The 16,562-nt window shown below is 71.0% G+C and carries 19 protein-coding genes; 15 read left to right on the forward strand and 4 right to left on the reverse strand.

Annotation, left to right across the window (positions count from 1 at the left end; translation table 11 throughout):
- From uraH to F7R91_RS03750, 4 genes are all read right to left on the reverse strand, one after another.
- Nucleotides 1-405, reverse strand: coding sequence for a hydroxyisourate hydrolase (gene uraH, locus F7R91_RS03735; protein ID WP_150944408.1), 405 nt, complete (start codon nt 403-405; stop codon nt 1-3).
- Nucleotides 402-920: a 2-oxo-4-hydroxy-4-carboxy-5-ureidoimidazoline decarboxylase gene (gene uraD / locus F7R91_RS03740; RefSeq protein ID WP_150944410.1), complete on the reverse strand. Its 519-nt coding sequence runs from the start codon at nt 918-920 to the stop codon at nt 402-404. Before uraD ends, uraH begins: the two co-directional genes overlap by 4 nt.
- 132 nt (nt 921-1,052) lie before the next feature.
- Nucleotides 1,053-1,421: a helix-turn-helix domain-containing protein gene (locus tag F7R91_RS03745; protein ID WP_150944413.1), complete on the reverse strand. Its 369-nt coding sequence runs from the start codon at nt 1,419-1,421 to the stop codon at nt 1,053-1,055.
- Complete coding sequence (locus F7R91_RS03750) at nt 1,418-1,669, reverse strand: hypothetical protein (RefSeq protein ID WP_150944415.1); 252 nt, start codon at nt 1,667-1,669, stop codon at nt 1,418-1,420. Before F7R91_RS03750 ends, F7R91_RS03745 begins: the two co-directional genes overlap by 4 nt.
- Before the next feature lie 413 nt (nt 1,670-2,082).
- Between F7R91_RS03750 and F7R91_RS03755 the strand changes: the two genes are divergently transcribed.
- The 15 genes from F7R91_RS03755 (at nt 2,083) to F7R91_RS03825 (ending at nt 16,526) form a co-directional block, all read left to right on the forward strand.
- On the forward strand, nt 2,083-3,159 hold the full coding sequence (locus F7R91_RS03755) for a sigma-70 family RNA polymerase sigma factor (protein WP_150944417.1): 1,077 nt from the start codon (nt 2,083-2,085) through the stop codon (nt 3,157-3,159).
- A 107-nt stretch (nt 3,160-3,266) separates the two neighbouring features.
- Nucleotides 3,267-4,196, forward strand: a complete 930-nt coding sequence (locus F7R91_RS03760) for an ABC transporter ATP-binding protein (RefSeq protein WP_150944419.1) — start codon at nt 3,267-3,269, stop codon at nt 4,194-4,196.
- Complete coding sequence (locus F7R91_RS03765; RefSeq protein WP_150944421.1) at nt 4,193-4,963, forward strand: MlaE family ABC transporter permease; 771 nt, start codon at nt 4,193-4,195, stop codon at nt 4,961-4,963. The genes F7R91_RS03760 and F7R91_RS03765 overlap by 4 nt, the downstream gene beginning before the upstream one ends.
- A gap of 3 nt (nt 4,964-4,966) precedes the next feature.
- The gene (locus F7R91_RS03770) at nt 4,967-5,770 is read left to right on the forward strand and encodes an MlaE family ABC transporter permease (protein WP_150944423.1); all 804 of its coding nucleotides are present in this window, start codon (nt 4,967-4,969) and stop codon (nt 5,768-5,770) included.
- A gap of 5 nt (nt 5,771-5,775) precedes the next feature.
- Nucleotides 5,776-7,011 (forward strand): MCE family protein, encoded by a 1,236-nt coding sequence (locus F7R91_RS03775; RefSeq protein ID WP_150944424.1) that lies wholly within the window; start codon nt 5,776-5,778, stop codon nt 7,009-7,011.
- Nucleotides 7,008-8,030, forward strand: coding sequence for an MCE family protein (locus F7R91_RS03780; RefSeq protein WP_150944426.1), 1,023 nt, complete (start codon nt 7,008-7,010; stop codon nt 8,028-8,030). The genes F7R91_RS03775 and F7R91_RS03780 overlap by 4 nt, the downstream gene beginning before the upstream one ends.
- Nucleotides 8,027-9,094, forward strand: coding sequence for an MCE family protein (locus F7R91_RS03785; protein WP_191971330.1), 1,068 nt, complete (start codon nt 8,027-8,029; stop codon nt 9,092-9,094). Before F7R91_RS03780 ends, F7R91_RS03785 begins: the two co-directional genes overlap by 4 nt.
- Nucleotides 9,091-10,215 (forward strand): MCE family protein, encoded by a 1,125-nt coding sequence (locus F7R91_RS03790; RefSeq protein ID WP_225320509.1) that lies wholly within the window; start codon nt 9,091-9,093, stop codon nt 10,213-10,215. Before F7R91_RS03785 ends, F7R91_RS03790 begins: the two co-directional genes overlap by 4 nt.
- The gene (locus F7R91_RS03795) at nt 10,212-11,483 is read left to right on the forward strand and encodes an MCE family protein (protein WP_150944428.1); all 1,272 of its coding nucleotides are present in this window, start codon (nt 10,212-10,214) and stop codon (nt 11,481-11,483) included. The genes F7R91_RS03790 and F7R91_RS03795 overlap by 4 nt, the downstream gene beginning before the upstream one ends.
- Nucleotides 11,480-12,757, forward strand: a complete 1,278-nt coding sequence (locus F7R91_RS03800; RefSeq protein ID WP_150944430.1) for an MCE family protein — start codon at nt 11,480-11,482, stop codon at nt 12,755-12,757. The genes F7R91_RS03795 and F7R91_RS03800 overlap by 4 nt, the downstream gene beginning before the upstream one ends.
- On the forward strand, nt 12,754-13,245 hold the full coding sequence (locus F7R91_RS03805) for a hypothetical protein (RefSeq protein ID WP_150944833.1): 492 nt from the start codon (nt 12,754-12,756) through the stop codon (nt 13,243-13,245). Before F7R91_RS03800 ends, F7R91_RS03805 begins: the two co-directional genes overlap by 4 nt.
- A gap of 27 nt (nt 13,246-13,272) precedes the next feature.
- Nucleotides 13,273-14,007, forward strand: coding sequence for a hypothetical protein (locus tag F7R91_RS03810; RefSeq protein WP_150944432.1), 735 nt, complete (start codon nt 13,273-13,275; stop codon nt 14,005-14,007).
- A 164-nt stretch (nt 14,008-14,171) separates the two neighbouring features.
- The gene (locus tag F7R91_RS03815) at nt 14,172-15,011 is read left to right on the forward strand and encodes a TIM barrel protein (RefSeq protein ID WP_150944434.1); all 840 of its coding nucleotides are present in this window, start codon (nt 14,172-14,174) and stop codon (nt 15,009-15,011) included.
- 25 nt (nt 15,012-15,036) lie between these two features.
- A complete protein-coding gene (locus F7R91_RS03820; protein WP_150944436.1) occupies nt 15,037-15,978 on the forward strand; it encodes a 2-hydroxy-3-oxopropionate reductase in 942 nt (313 codons plus the stop codon).
- Between the two features lie 311 nt (nt 15,979-16,289).
- Entirely contained in the window at nt 16,290-16,526 is a 237-nt protein-coding gene (locus F7R91_RS03825) for a hypothetical protein (protein ID WP_150944438.1), read from the forward strand.
- Nucleotides 16,527-16,562 lie beyond the last annotated feature (36 nt).

The following is a 16,562-nucleotide window of genomic DNA, read 5'->3' on the forward strand; positions in this document are numbered from 1 at the left end:
CTAGCTCCCTCGGTAAACGGAGTAGCCGAACGGGTTGAGCAGCAGCGGCACGTGGTAGTGCTCGCCCGGTACGACGGCGAACGTGATCGCCACCTCCGGGAAGAACACACCGGCACCGCTGTCCCGGTTCGCGGGGGCGTCCTGCTGCGCATCGGCTTGCTTCTTCACGACATTCTCGAAGTAGGCCTCGACGGCGAAGTCGAGCCGTACATGGGTCGTCCCCTCCGGCAGCGCCGGAAGGTCCTTGCACCGTCCGTCCGCGTCGGTCGCCGTGCCGCCGAGCGCCTGCCAGTCCGCCCCCGGTCCGGTGCGGGCGGAGAGCTGGACCGCGACGCCCTGGGCGGGGCGGCCGATGCTGGTGTCCAGGATGTGGGTGGACACGGATGCGGTGGTGCTGGTGCTCATGGTCGGGCGTCCTCTTCGACGAGTCGGGCCAGCCGGATACGGTTGATCCTGCCCAGCTCGGTGCGGACGGTCTCCCGCTCCTGCTCCGGCGAGTTGCCGATCCGTTCCTTCGCCGCGTCGCGCATCTGCTCGCCGGTCCGGCCGGTGGCGCAGATGAGGAAGACATGGCCGAACTTCTCCTGGTAGGCCAGGTTGAGTTCGAGCATCTCCGCCTTGAGCTCGTCGGAGGCGCCGGCCATGCCGCGCTGTTCGCGGGCCGAGGCCGGGTCGCCGGACCTGGGGCGGCCGATCGGCGGGTGCCCGGCCATCGCCTCCGCCAGGTCCTCGGCGGTCAGCGTCGCCGTCGCGGCGTCGCTCGCGGCGTACAGGTCGTCCGCGGTGGCGTAGGGGCGGGCGGCGATCAGCCGCTTTCCCCAGGCCGTGGAGGCGCACGCCTCGTGGAGGACGGCGAGGGCCGTGTGCTCCTCCAGGTCGTTGAACCGGGCCAGGCCCGGGGGCGTGGAAGTCGAAGTCACCGGAGCCTCCGTGGCCGCGTACGGCCCTCGTGCTGAACGGACTGCGGTCAGCTAACGCCCCCTCACCGCATCACGTCAACACTTTGTTGAAAATTCGGACGTGGCACATCCCGCGACGCCCCTCCGGCTCCGTCAGCCCTGTTTGTCCCGGTTGAGGTAGTTGTAGACGGTGAAGCGGCTCACCCCGAGTGCGCCGGCCACGGTCTCCACTCCGTGCCGCACGGAGAAGGCGCCGCGCGCCTCCAGTATCCGTACGACCTCCTGCTTGGCCTTGCGGTCCAGGTCGGCGAGCGGCTTGCCCTGCCGGCGCTCCATGGCGGCCAGGATGTGGTCGAGCGAGTCCGCGAGCTGCGGCAGGCGTACGGCGACGACGTCGGCGCCCTCCCAGGCGAGCACGACGTCCTCGGGGCCGGCCTCGTCGGGCGGGATCATCTCCCCGCCCATGGAGTCGACCAGTGGTTTCACGGCCGCGATGAAGGGCCCGTCCCCGGCGCCGGTCACCGGTCGGCCTCCGCGATCACATTGACCTGGAGCGTGATCCGGGTCGCGCCGGCCTCCAGCGTCCTGCGCAGCATCGCGTCCACGGCGGTGAGCACGGCGTCGGCACCGCCCTCCGCCGTGTTGCCGAACGGCCCGACGTCCACCGCGTCCAGGTCGGCCGTCTCGACGACACGGCGGGCCGCCCGCGCATGCGCGGGCGCCTCGTCGAGATCGAAGGGCTCGGTCGTGAACTCCACTCTCAATCGCACGCGCACAACCTAACCCGCTGCACCAAGGTGCGGGCAGCCCTCATCGGCAGGAGATCCGGGTACGGCGCTCGCGGCGGCGGCGATGACGGTGCCGACCGTGTCATGGGCGACGGGCGCCGTCCCCGGCACGGGCCTCCGCGCCCGGATGCCAGGCGCCCGCCGTGCAGGCGCCGAGCGTGCAGGCGCCGGGCGTCTGCACGGATGTGCGGGCAGCCCTCACCCGCACGACATCAGGGCGACGGACCCGCCGTCCCCGTGCTGCTGCCCGGCGACGGACCGCTGACCAGCGGCGGCTGACCCGTCACAGCGGGAAGTCGATGGCCTCCACCCCCTCCACAACCGCGGCTACCGGGGGGTAATCTCGCCACCCGCCGGACAGCACGAGACCGGCGGGTGAGCGCGAAGGGGCCCTCATGGCTACGGACAGGCCCGCGGACATGGACGCGGCCGACGAGCGTTGGCAGCGCATGTGGAGCCACCGTGAGCAGTTGCTCAAGGTGGCCCGGCGCAGGTCGATGAGCCTTGAGGACGCCGAGGACGCGGTGCACGAGGCGATGCTGCGGGCCGCCGAGCGCCCCGACCTGGACGACGAGCGGCTGGCGGCCTGGCTGACGACGGTGACCATGCGGCTGTGCGTGGACCGCTATCGGCAGGTCAACCGCGAGGCCGAGGTCCGCACCAGTCCGACGCTGATCGCGCCCGGTCCGGTGCCGGTCGAGGAGGCCGTGTGCGACCGGGCCGAGGCGAGGTGGCTGGCCGTGCGCAGCGGGGAGCTGCCCGCCCGCCAGGCCGAGGCGCTCCGGCTGAAGTCGGAGGACCTCGACGTCGGCCAGGTCGCCGTCCGGATGGGGCTGAGCTACCGGACCGTCGAGTCGCTGCTGGCCAGGGCCCGGCGGACGCTCAGGAACTCGCTGGCCGCGACGCTCGGGTTCGCGCTGTTCCTCCTCGGGCGGGGGCGCCCCCGCCCCGTGGGCAAGGCGCAGGCCGTGGCGGCCGCCTCGACGGCGGCGACCCTGGCAGTGGCCGGATTCGTGCTGCCGTACGCGCTCGACGCGGGCGGGAACGACCCGGCGCCGCGGCCGTCCACCTCGCGCGGCACGGAGGCGCTCCGCACCGACGGCACCGGCGAGGCGGTCCCCGCCCCTCGCACCACGGACCGCTCCGCTGCGACGGTGGCCGCCTCGGCGACGCCCGGGTCACGCGACGACGGATCCCTGCTGCCCCTGTCCGTGCCACCGCTGCCGGACGTCTCGATCCCGGCGCTGCCTCCGGTGCCGGCTCCGGACGTCCCGCGGGTGCCCGATGTGCCCGGACTGCCGGAGGTCACGGGTCTGCCCGACCCGTCGAAGGCTCTGCCCGACCCGACGGATCTGACGGACGTGCCGGATGTACCGGACGTGACCGGGGTGCCGGATCCGACAGACGCGCCGGACGTCCCCGCCGTACCTTCCGCCTCGCTCCCCGCTCCCACCCCCAGCACGCTTCCGTAGGCCCCGTAGACCCGCTCGAAAAAAATCCGCGACCAGAGCGACGGACACCCCGCCCCTCCCCGTAGAGCAGATGTCGGAGCTGCTCCACGGGCCGAAAGGTGGACCGGATGGGTGTCGAGATCTGTGTGGAAGGGCTGACCAAGTCCTTCGGTCACCAGGTCATCTGGCAGGACGTCTCGCTGACCCTGCCCGCGGGAGAGGTGTCGGTCATGCTCGGCCCCTCGGGCACGGGCAAGTCGGTGTTCCTCAAGACGCTCGTCGGGCTGCTCAAGCCGGACCGGGGCTCGGTACGGGTGGCGGGCCGGGACATCACGAAGCTCCGTGAGCACGAGCTGTACGAGGTGCGGAAGCAGTTCGGCGTGCTGTTCCAGGACGGCGCGCTGTTCGGCTCGATGAACCTGTACGACAACATCGCCTTCCCGCTGCGCGAGCACACCCGCAGGTCCGAGAGCGAGATCCGGCGCATCGTGCTGGACAAGATGGACATGGTCGGGCTGATCGGATCCGAGAGAAAGCTGCCCGGCGAGATCTCCGGCGGCATGCGCAAGCGGGCCGGTCTCGCCCGGGCCCTGGTCCTCGACCCGGAGATCATCCTCTTCGACGAGCCCGACTCGGGTCTCGACCCGGTGCGCGTCGCCTATCTCAACCAGCTGATCGTCGACCTCAATGCCCAGATCGACGCGACCTTCCTGATCGTCACGCACGACATCGCCTCGGCCCGCCAGGTGCCGGACAACATCGGGCTGCTGTTCCGTCGCGAGCTGGTCATGTTCGGGCCCCGGGAACGGCTGCTGACCAGCGACGAGCCGGTCGTACGGCAGTTTCTGAACGGCCGGATGCAGGGCCCGATCGGCATGGCGGAGGAGAAGGACGCGGCGCAGGTCGAGCAGGAGCTCGCCCAGCTCGCCGACCGGGCGCCCGTCCAGGCGCCGACGCCCCGTCTGCTGCCGGGGCCGGGCATCACCCGCCCGCCCCGCTGGGAGGCGATCGCACGGCGGGAGGCGGAGCTGCGCCGCAGGGAGGTGGCGGACGTATGAGCCTGTCACCGACCGGAGCGCTGAGACAGTCGGGCCACCTCTTCGCGATGGCCCTGGACGTCCTGCGGACGCTGCCCCGCCGGCCCTTCCAGGCACGGGAGTTCATCCAGCAGGCCTGGTTCATCGCGAGCGTCACCATCCTGCCGACGGCGCTGGTGTCCATCCCGTTCGGCGCGGTCATCGCGCTGCAGATCGGCAGCCTGACCCGGCAGCTGGGCGCGCAGTCCTTCTCCGGGGCCGCCTCGGTGCTCGCGGTGCTGCGGGAGGCCTCGCCGATCGTCACCGCGCTGCTGATCGCGGGCGCCGGCGGCACGGCGATCTGCGCGGACCTCGGGGCGCGGAAGATCCGCGAGGAGATCGACGCGATGCAGGTCCTCGGTATCGACCCGATCCACCGGCTCGTGGTGCCCCGGGTGCTGGCGTCGATGGTGGTGGCCGTGCTGCTCAACGGACTGGTGTCGGTGGTCGGCGTCGCGGGCGGCTATTTCTTCAACGTCGTCCTGCAGAACGGCACTCCGGGCGCCTATCTCGCCTCCTTCACCACGCTCGCCCAGCTGTCCGATCTGTGGGCGGCGGAGATCAAGGCGCTGGTGTTCGGGGCGATCGCGGCGATCGTCGCCTCCTACAAGGGACTTACGGCGAAAGGCGGGCCGAAGGGCGTGGGCGACGCCGTGAACCAGTCGGTGGTGATCACCTTCATGGTGCTGTTCGTGACGAACTTCGTGATGACCGCCGTGTACTTCCAAGTCGTTCCGCAGAGGGGCTGAGGCATGGCGCTGTTGAACCGTCTGGAGGAGCTGGGCACCCAGCTCTCCTTCTACGGACGCTCGCTGGCCTGGACCGGCCGTACCGTGCGCCGCTACAAGAAGGAGATCCTGCGGCTGCTCGCCGAGGTGAGCTTCGGCCGCGGCGCCCTCGCCGTCGTGGGCGGCACGGTCGGCGTCATCGCCTTCCTGTCGTTCTTCACCGGCACCGAGGTGGGCCTTCAGGGGTACGCCGCGCTCAACCAGCTCGGCACCTCCAACTTCGTGGCGTTCCTGTCGGCCTACTTCAACACCCGGGAGATCGCCCCGCTGGTGGCCGGGCTCGCGCTGTCGGCGACCGTGGGCGCGGGATTCACCGCCCAGCTCGGTGCGATGCGGATCAGCGAGGAGACCGACGCGCTCGAGGTGATGGGTGTGCCCTCGCTGCCGTTCCTGGTGACCACCCGGATGATCGCCGGATTCGTCGCCGTCGTCCCGCTGTACGTGATCGGGCTGCTGTCCTCGTACCTCGCCGCCCGCACCATCACCACCGGCTACTACGGGCAGTCGGCGGGCACCTACGACCACTACTTCCAGCAGTATCTGCCGCCGGTGGACGTGCTGTGGTCCTTCGGGAAGGTCCTCGTCTTCGCCGTCCTGATCATCCTGGTGCACTGCTTCTACGGCTACTACGCGAGCGGCGGCCCGGCGGGCGTCGGCGTCGCGGTGGGCCGCGCCGTGCGGACCTCGATCGTGGCGATCAACGTTCTCGATTTCTTCCTGTCGTTGGCCATCTGGGGCGCCAACACGACCGTACGGATTGCGGGGTGAGCCGGGTGAGGGTGCTGAGACTGCGGTTGTACGGGGTGGTGTTCCTCGCCGTGCTCGCCCTGCTGCTGGCCCTGTCGGTCGCCGTGTACCGGCAGGTGTTCACCCCGGTCGTGCGGATCACGCTGGAGGCCGACAGCCTCGGCAGCCAGCTCGATCCGCGGGCCGACGTCAAGCTGCGCGGTCTGCTGGTCGGCGAGGTGCGCGAGGTGCACGCCGACGGGAGGAAGGCGACGCTCGACATCGCGCTCAAGCCGCGGTACGTCGCGCACATCCCGTCCGATGTGCACGCGCGGCTGTTGCCCAAGACGCTGTTCGGGGAGAAGTACGTCGACCTGGTCCCACCCGCACGGTCCTCGGCCCGCCCGATCCGGGCCGGGGACGTCATCACCCAGGACCGCACCCGCGTCGGCATCGAGCTGCAGCAGCTGATGAACGACCTGCTGCCGCTGCTGCGGAGCGTGCAGCCCGGCAAGCTCAACGCCACGCTCTCCGCGTTCGCGACCGCCCTCGAAGGGCGCGGCGACCGGATCGGCGGCAACCTCACGCGCGTGGAGGACTATCTGCACCGGCTCAATCCTCATCTGCCGTCCCTCACCGAGGACTTCGCGCGCCTCGCCGAGGTCGCCGAGGTGTACGAGGAGGCGGCGCCGGACCTGCTGGCCATCCTGCGCAACACCGTCACCACCAGCCGCACCCTGGTCGAGCAGCGCGACCGGCTCGCGTCCGCGCTCACCACGACGTCCGGGGTCGCGGGCACCGCCGACGACTTCCTCGAGGCGAACGGCGACCGGCTGATCACCCTCGGCCGGGTCTCCCGCCCCACGCTGGAGCTCTTCGCCCGCTACTCCCCCGAGTACCCCTGCCTTCTGGACGGTCTGGTCCGTCAGGAGAAGGCCTCCGAGCAGGCGTTCCGGGGCGGCAGGATGCACATCACCCTTGAGGTGGTCCAGCAGCGGGGGGCGTACGAACCCGGGGAGTACCCGCGCTACGGCGAGCGGTCGGGGCCCGACTGCCGTGGCCTGCCCCACCCGCCGGTCCCCGCGCCGGGGGCCCAACTCGACGACGGTTCCAGGAAAGGGAGTTCACCCGGTCCGCTCGGCGTCTCCGCGACCCGGGCCGAACAGCGCGCCGTCGGGTCTTTGGTGGCCCCGGTCATGGGCGTGCCCGCCGACGAGGTGCCACCGGTCGCGACCCTGCTGTTCGGGCCGATGGCGCGCGGAACGGCGGTGAGCGTCGCATGAGGCAGACCGCCGCTCCGCTCGTCAAGTTCAGCCTGTTCGCCCTGGTGACGATCCTGGCGACGGCCCTGCTCGCCGCCACCATCGTCAACCTCTCCCTCACCCCCGACCGCACCTACCACGCGGTGTTCAGCGACGTCACCGGGCTGGAGAACGGCGACGACATCCGGGTGGCCGGGGTGCGGGTCGGCGAGGTCGAGGGCATCCGGATCAAGGACCGGACGCTGGCCGAGGTCACCTTCACGGTCACCACGGACCGGCCGCTGTTCACCGGCACGGGCGCGGTCATCCGCTACCGGAACCTGGTCGGGCAGCGCTACGTCGCGCTCACCGAGGGGACGGGCGACGGCACCCGGATGAAGCCCGGCGCCACGATCCCGCTGTCGCGGACCCAGCCGGCGCTGGACCTCAACGCGCTGCTGAACGGCTTCAAACCGCTGTTCGCCGCGCTCAGCCCCAAGGACGTCAACCAGCTCGCCACCGAGATCATCCGGACGCTCCAGGGCGAGGGCGGCACCGTCAACAGCCTGCTCGCGCACACGGCGTCGCTCACCACGACGCTGGCCGGCCGCGACCGGCTGATCGGCTCGGTGATCGACAACCTCAACACCGTACTGAAGGCACTGGACCGGCGCGGCGGCCGTTTCTCCGGGCTGCTCCGGCAGCTGCGCCGGGTGATCTCGGGGCTGTCCGCCGACCGCAGACCCATCGGCGAGTCGCTGGTGAGCATCGGCGACCTGACGGAGGCCACATCGGGGCTCCTGAAGGACGCGCGGCCCCCGCTGAAGGACGACATCGCCGAGCTGACCGGTCTCACCGGAACGCTGAACAAGAACGAGAAGACCGTGGAGGGCGTGCTGAAGCGGCTGCCGAACAAGCTCACCGAGTTGACGGGGACGGCGTCCTACGGCTCGTGGTTCAACTTCTACCTCTGTGACTTCGACGGCCGGATCGTGCTGCCGAAGACGAAGCAGGTGCTCACCCCGGAGATGCATGTGGCGAGGGCGAGGTGCGGCTCATGAGCGGGAGGAACCGCCCGGAACCGCTGATGAAGGTCCGCATCGACCCGCCGAGGCTGCCCCGCATACGGATCCGCCGCCCTCGGCCGGCCCCGTTCCGTGAGCGGAACCCGGTGGTGATCGGAGCGGTCGGTCTCAGCACGCTCGCGCTGCTGACCGTGGCCGCGTTCAACGCCGACAGTCTGCCGCTGATCGGTGACGGCGAGACCTACAGCGCCGCCTTCTCCGAGGCGGGTGGTCTCAAGCCCGGTGACGAGGTGCGGATCGCCGGGGTGAAGGTCGGCAAGGTCGAGGAGGTCGCCCTGGACGGCGACCATGTCAAGGTCACCTTCAAGATCAAGGGCGATCCACGGCTCGGCACCGGGACCGGCGCGTCGATCCGGGTCAGGACGATCCTCGGCGCCAAGTTCCTCGCGCTGAGCCCCGAGGGGCCGGGGCAGCTGAGGCCGGGCAGCGAGATCCCGCTGAGGCGCACGGTCGCGGCGTACGACGTCGTGCAGGCGTTCAGCGATCTCACCACCACGACGGAGGAGGTGGACACCGACCGGCTGGCAACGGCCCTGGACACCATCTCCAGCACCTTCCAGGACTCGCCCGCGGAGGTACGGGCGTCCATCGAGGGCCTGTCGAAGATCTCCCGGACGGTGGCCTCTCGCGACCGGGCCCTCGGCGAGCTCCTCGATCACGCCAACGGGGTCACGGGCGTGCTCGCCGAGCGCTCCGAGGACTTCACCGCTCTGGTCAAGGACGGCGACAAGCTGTTCCGGGAGATCAGCAGACGACGCGAGGCGATCCACACACTGCTGAAGAGCTCCGCCGCGCTCGGCATCGAGCTCTCCGGTCTGGTCGAGGACAACGAGAAGGAGATCGGGCCCGCACTCAAGGGCCTGAACGGCGTGGTGCGGATGCTCGAACGGAACCAGTCCAGTCTCGACCGGAGCGTGCAGCTGCTCGCACCGTATGTGCGGCTGTTCACCAACACCCTCGGCAACGGCCGCTGGTTCGACTCCTACGTCCAGAACCTGGTCGCCGCCCCGGTGGCGCCGCGTACGGGAGGCGCACGGTGAGGAAGCTGAACAGACGCCTGGCCGTGCTCGTCGCGCTCGCCCTTGCCGCCGCGCTCACGCATGTGCTGTGGCCGCGTTCCGAGGCCGTGCGGGTGACCGCGTACTTCCCGCGCACGGTCGGCATCTACCCCGGCTCGGACGTGCGCGTCCTCGGCGTCCGGATCGGCGAGGTCGGGAAGATCACCCCGGAGGGCGACCGGGTGCGGGTGGAGCTGTCGTACGACGCGGGCCACAGGGTCCCGGCGGACGCCAAGGCCGCGATCATCAACTCCTCGGTGGTCAGCGACCGTTATGTGCAGCTGCTGCCGGTGTACCGGGGCGGTCCGGCGATGCGGGACGGGGGCGTCATCCCCGCGTCGCGTACGGCCGTACCGGTCGAGCTGGACCGGATCTTCGACAGCCTGCACACCACGGCCGAGGCGCTCGGCCCCGAGGGCGCCAACAGGAACGGCTCGCTGTCCCGGCTGCTCGGGGTGAGCGCCGACAACCTGGACGGCCAGGGCGGGAAGCTCCACCGGACGGTGGAGGACCTCTCCGAGGCCGTCACCACGCTGTCCGACGGCCGCACCGACCTGTTCGGCACGGTGCGGAACCTCCAGGTGTTCACGGCGGCGCTGGCCGCCGACGACAAGAGCGTGCGGTCGTTCAACTCCACTCTCGCCGCGGTCGCGGGGCAGCTCGCGGGCGAGCGCAAGGATCTCGCGGCCGCGCTCAAGAACCTGGGGACGGCGCTCGGCGATGTGTCCGCCTTCGTGAGGAACAACAAGAAGTCGCTGACCTCGAATGTGCGGGGCCTCAGCAAGGTGACCAGGGTGCTCGTCACCCAACGGGCCGCGCTGGCAGAGCTGTTGGAGGTCGCTCCGACCGGTATGTCGAACCTCGACAACGCCTACAACCCGGCCGCGGGCACCCTCGACACCCGCAACAACGCGGACCAGGCACAGGATCCGGCCTCGCTGCTGTGCTCCGTGCTGAGGACCACCGGCGACGAGGGCGGCAGGAACCCCGACTGCAAGGAGCTGAGGAAACTCTTCGACTCCCTGCCCGAGGTGCCCGAGGGCCCCGCGGTGACGGGCACGGTCGACCGGACGCTCGGCGGGATCCTGGGGGCGAGCGCATGAACGTACTGCGCAAGGGTGGGGCGATGGCCTGGGCGGCGGCCGGTTCGCTGCTGCTGTGCGGCTGCGAGTTCAAGGGCTGGTACGACGTCCCACTGCCCGGTGGCGCCGCCGCGGACGGTCACGCGTACCACGTCACCGTCGAGTTCCGCGACGTCCTCGACCTGGTGCCGCAGTCGGCGGTGAAGGTCGACAACGTCACCGTCGGAGCCGTGGAGAAGGTGGAGCTGGACGGCTGGCACGCGCGGGTACGGCTGCGGGTCGCCGACTCGGTGAAGCTGCCCGGCAACGCGGTCGCCGAACTGCGGCAGACCAGCATGCTCGGCGAGAAGTACGTGGCGCTCTCCGCCCCGGCCGGCACCGCCCCCGTGGGCCGGCTCGGCGACGGCGACCGGATCCCGCTCTCCCGCAGCGGCCGCAACCCGGAGATCGAGGAGGTGCTGTCGGCGCTGTCCGCGCTGCTCAACGGCGGTGGTGTGGCCCAGCTCAAGACGATCACCGTGGAGCTGAACCACGCCCTGAACGGCCGGGAGGACCGGGTCAGATCGCTACTGAAGGAGCTCGACACGTTCATCGGCGGTCTGGACGACCAGCGGGGCGACATCATCCGTGCCCTCACGGCGGTGGACCGGCTCGCCGAACGGCTCGGAAAGGAGAAGGAGACGATCGCCGAGGCCGTGGACACCATGCCGCCCGCACTGAAGGTCCTCGCGGACCAGCGGCGCGATCTGACCAGGATGCTCACCGCGCTGTCGAAGCTGGGCAGGACGGGCACCAAGGTCGTCAACGCCTCGCACGACGACACGGTCGCCGACCTCCAGCAGCTGCGGCCGATCCTCCAGCAGCTGAACAAGGCGGGCAGCGACCTGCCCGACTCCCTTGAGCTGCTGACCACTTACCCGTTCCCGCGCAATGCCGTCGACGCGATCAAGGGGGATTACGTCAACCTCCACATCACCGCCGACCTGGATCTGGCCGGCATCTACGGCAACCTGACGGACAAGCCCGGCGACAGCCGGGGCGACGAGGACTCCGGGAAGCCCGGCCTTCCCGAGGTACCCGAGCTCCCCGATCTGCCGGGCATCCCCACGCCCACCGCGCTGCCGAGCACACCGGGCCTGCCCTCCCCCTCGACGCCGTCGGCTGCCCCGGACGGCGGCGACCTGCTGTGCCCGCCGGTGTGCAAGAGCGGCTACACCGCCGAGTCCGGCGTGCCGGAGGGCATCGACCTCGCGCTCGCGGAGCTGATGCTGAAGGGGGTCCAGCCGTGATCACCCGTACGGTCAAGATCCAGCTGCTCGCCTTCGCGGCGATCACCGCCGTCGGGGTGTCGTACGTCGGCGCCGAGTACACCGGCCTGGTGGACGACGTCCTCGACCGCGGCTACACCGTGCACGCGGACTTCGCCGACTCCGGGGGCATCTTCCCCGGCGCCGAGGTCACCTACCGCGGGGTGCCGGTCGGCCGCGTCGGCGCACTGCGGCTGGCCGGCGCCGACGGTGTCACGGTCGCCCTCGACATCGACGACGGGGCGCCGCGCATCCCGGCCGACACCCTGGCGGTGGTGGCGAACCGTTCGGCGGTCGGCGAGCAGTACGTCGATCTTCAGCCGCGGACGTCCCACGGCCCGTACCTCCTCGACGGCAGCGCGATCGCGCGCGGCAGCACCCGGGTTCCGCTGCCCACGACGGATCTGGTCCTCAGTCTGGACCGGCTGGTGAACTCGGTCGGCAAGGACGATCTGCGGGTCACCGTCGACGAGTTGGGCAAGGCCTTCTCCGGCACCGGGCCAAGCCTTGGCCGCCTGGTGGACTCGGGCAACACGCTCGTCGAGTCGGCGTCCGAGTCGCTGCCCGAGACGGTCTCGCTGATCGAGGACTCGCGGAAGGTCCTCAAGACACAGGCCGACCAGGGCTCCTCCATCAAGTCGTTCGCCCGCGATCTGGCGGCGCTCACCGCGCAGTTGAAGTCGAGCGACGGCGACCTGCGCAAGCTGATCGGCAACGCCACGGTGGCCGGGCAGCAGGTGAACTCGCTGCTCAAGTCGACGGGGCCGGGGCTGTCGGTCCTGCTGGCCAACCTGATCAGCGGCGGCCGGGTCACCCTCGCCCGGCTGCCCGGCGTGGAGCAGGCGCTGGTCACCTTCCCGGTGCTGGTCGCGGGCAGCCACACCGTCGTCCCCGGCGACGGCACCACCCACTTCGGCCTGGTGGTGAACGCCGACGACCCGCCGGCGTGCACCCAGGGGTACGGCACGGCTCGGCGCGACCCGGCGGACACCACCGCGCGCGAGGCCAACACCGACGCGCGCTGCACCGCCCCGCGCGGGAGCAAGACGTCCGTGCGGGGCGCCCAGAACGCCCCCGGCGCGACGGCCACTTCCGGCGGCGCGCACCAGGCGGCGTTCATCACGCCGTACGACCCGGAGACCGGCGCCGCCTCCGGCCCGGACGGAAGACCCGTCGAGATCGGCTCGACGGGCGGCCAACAGGCCGTATTCGGAAAGGAGTCGTGGCAATGGCTGCTCGTCGGACCGATGGCATGAACAGGGCCCTCACGGGCCGGGCCGGGTCGGTGGGGCTCGTCGTGGCGACCGTCCTCACCACTGCGCTGACGCTCTGGCTGAGTCTGGGGCTCTACGAGCAGCACGAGGCCGGGCAGCGCCGTCAGGACATCCTGGCCGCGGCCCGCCAGTCGGCTCTGAACTTCACCTCGCTCGACTACCGGCGCTACGGCGAGGACAGCGCGAACGTGCTCAAGGGCGCGACCGGCGATTTCAAGAAGCAGTTCGCCGCGCAGACCGAGCAGTTGACCGAGCTCGTCGCCGAGAACAAGTCCGTGTCCCAGGGACAGGTCCTGGAGGCGGGCATCGTCCGGTACGACGAGCACTCGGCCCGCGTCCTGGTCGTCGCCGACAGCGAGGTGACCAACATCGCCGTGCCCGAAGGGGAGGCGCGCACCTACCGGCTGCGGCTCGATCTGGTGCACCGGGACGGCCGCTGGCTGACCTCCGACGTCGAGTTCGTCGGCTGACGCGCACCAGCAGGGAGGAGTACGAGCATGACGAAGGCGACCACCCGGAGCCGCGGAGCGGGATCCGCCGCCCGGAGCACCATGACCGCTGCCGCCCGTGCGGCGGCGCGGCGCGTGGAGCGCGGCCGGCCCGAAGGGGGTCCGGCGGCCACGGACGAGCAGGCGGCGCGGCTGACGGGCCGCACCGTGCTCGTCGACGCCCCGAAGGACGGCTGGGACGACCCGCCCGAGCCGTCACCGGAGTCGTTCGAGGAGAGCGTGCCGAAGGAGCCCGCGCAGCCCCGTCGGCGGAAGCTGCTCACCGCCGTCGTGGGCGTCCTGCTCCTCGCGGGGCTGATCGCGGCCGGCGTCCTCGGGTGGCAGTACCGGGAGGGACGGGCGACGGACGACGCCCGGGCTCAGGCGCTCGCGGCCGCGCGGAAGGCGGCGCCGGTCGTGCTGTCGTACGACTACCGGCATCTGGACCGCGACTTCGTCCGGGGCCGCACCCATCTGACCGGGGACTTCCGCGACCAGTACCGCAAGACCACGACGAGCGTGGTCGGACCGACCGCCAGGAAGTACCACGGGGTGGTGAGGGCGACGGTCGCCACGGGCTCCGTCGTGTCGGCCTCCGCGGACAAGGTGATCGTGCTGCTCTTCGTCAACCAGATCACCGAGAGCACCCAGGTCTCCGGGTCCCGGCTGGATCTGAACCGGGTGCGGCTGACGATGGCCCGCACCTCGGAGGGATGGAAGGTGAGCGCCGTCGACGCGCTGTGAACCCGCCCGTCCGTTCGCGCCCCCGCGCCCTTTGCGCGGGGGCGCTTTTTCGTGGGCGCTCTTGACAGTCCTCCCCCTCCACAGGCAATCTTCCATTACGCAGAAAAAAACTTCCGCAATACGGAATACCGGAATCGAGCAGCAGGGAAGGGAGCGCCGCCCCGATGCCAGGTTTTGAATCGAGCACAGCCGCAGACCAGCGCTTCACCGTCAACCTGTCGATCCTCTTCACGGAACTCCCGCTCCTGGAACGCCCCGCGGCCGCCGCCACGGCCGGCTTCACCGCGGTCGAGCTGTGGTGGCCCTGGGTCGACTCCCCCGCCCCCGAGCGGTCCGAGCTCGACGCCCTGAAGACGGCGATCGAGGACGCGGGCGTACAGCTCACGGGCCTGAACTTCTACGCGGGCCGTCTCCCGGGCCCGGACCGTGGCGCCCTGTCGATCCCCGGCGAGGAGTCGGAGCGGTTCCGCGCCAACATCGACGTGGCGGCGGACTTCGCACGGTCGCTCGGCTGCACGGCCCTCAACGCCCTGTACGGCAATCGCGTCGACGGGGTGGACCCGGCCGAGCAGGACGCGCTCGCGCTGCGGAACCTGGTCCTCGCGGCCCGGGCGGCCGACCGGATCGGGGCGGTCCTGCTGATCGAGGCCCTGAACCGGCCCGAGTCACCGCTCTACCCGCTGGTGTCGGCCCCCGCCGCCGTCGGCATCGTCGACAAGGTCAACCAGGCCACCGGCCTCGGCAACGCCCGCTTCCTGATGGACCTGTACCACCTGTCCATGAACGGCGAGGACCTGCCGGCGGTGATCGAGCGGTACGCGGACCGGGCCGGTCACGTTCAGATCGCCGACAACCCGGGCCGCGGGGCGCCGGGCACGGGGACGCTCCCGCTGGAGGACCTCCTCGACCAGCTCCGCAAGGCCGGTTACGAGGGCCCGGTGGGCCTGGAGTACAAGCCGGGCGACCGTCCGAGCGCCGAGGCCTTCGACTGGCTGCCCCGCTGACCCCCTGTACCGAGAGGCACCCCCTATGAGCAACGCACGCGCAGCTTCTTCCCACCCGACCCGCGCAGCTTCTTCCCGCCCGACCCGGCCGGCGATTGCCTGGATCGGCCTCGGCATCATGGGCTCCCCCATGTCCGAGAACCTGATCAAAGCCGGTTACGACGTCACCGGCTTCACCCTGGAGCAGGACAAGCTGGACCGCCTGGCCGCCGCCGGCGGCACCGCGGCGGGTTCGATCGCCGAGGCTGTGCGGGACGCCGACGTGATCATCACGATGGTGCCCGCGTCCCCGCAGGTCGAGGCGATCTCGTACGGCCCGGAGGGCATCCTCGAGAACGCGCGCTCCGGCGCGCTGCTGATCGACATGTCCTCGATCACCCCGCAGACCTCGATCGACCTGGCCAAGGCCGCCCGGGACAAAGGCATCCGCGTCCTGGACGCGCCCGTGTCCGGCGGCGAGGCCGGTGCGATCGAGGCCGTGCTGTCCATCATGGTCGGCGGCGAGCAGGCCGACTTCGACGAGGCGGAACCGGTCTTCGAGGCGCTCGGCAGGACCATCGTGCTGTGCGGGCCGCACGGCTCCGGACAGACCGTGAAGGCCGCCAACCAGCTGATCGTCGCCGTGAACATCCAGGCCTGCGCCGAGGCCGTGGTCTTCCTGGAGAAGTCCGGTGTGGACCTCGAGGCGGCGCTCGACGTCCTGGGCGGCGGCCTCGCCGGCTCCACGGTGCTGACCCGCAAGAAGGACAACTTCCTCGGCCGCGACTTCAAGCCGGGCTTCCGCATCGACCTGCACCACAAGGACATGGGGATCGTCACGGATGCCGCCCGCAGCGTCGGCGCCGCCCTGCCGGTGGGTTCCGTGGTCGCCCAGCTGGTCGCGTCCCTGCGCGCGCAGGGCGACGGCGGCCTCGACCACTCGGCCCTGCTGCGAGGCGTGGAACGCCTGTCGGGCGCCCGCCCCTGACATCCCGAGACTCCGGGCGACGCCGCCGCCGACACTTGTCCTGTCGCGCCCAGGCGGCGGCGCCGCCCGGACCCATCGGCCCGCACCGCCGTGCACGTGCGGACGCGGGCACGGCGAGGACCGCGGCGGCAATGCGAGCCAGTGCGGTGGTGAAGGTTCCGGAGCCGCTTCTTCGACCTGAGGGAAGCGGGCGCCGGTCCGTCGCGACCGCCACGGTCCCCGCCACACGCGCCGGACACGGAGGATTCCGTGTCCGGCGCGTCGGTGTCTTTGGGGGTGCGGATCCGCCCCGCCCGCAGGAGTCTGAAGGCATGACACATCCAACGGAGCATCCGCATGTCGTGGTGCACCCTCCCGCCCTGGACGGCTCACGGCGGGTCACCGAGGGTGACGAAACGCTGGGGATCGCCTCGCATCTGGACGACGTCGGCGAGATCCTGCGGCTTGCCGATCTGTATGTGACGGACGTGGCGGAGAGCGATGTCGTCGAGTGGCAGGGCGGCGGCCCGGACGACTGGCCGGGGCTGTCCGAGCACCACGAGGAGTGACCCGCTTGATCACGGGCGGACAGAAAGGCGAGGGGG

This window comes from Streptomyces luteolifulvus (genome assembly GCF_008806595.1).
Lineage (GTDB): Bacteria > Actinomycetota > Actinomycetes > Streptomycetales > Streptomycetaceae > Streptomyces > Streptomyces luteolifulvus.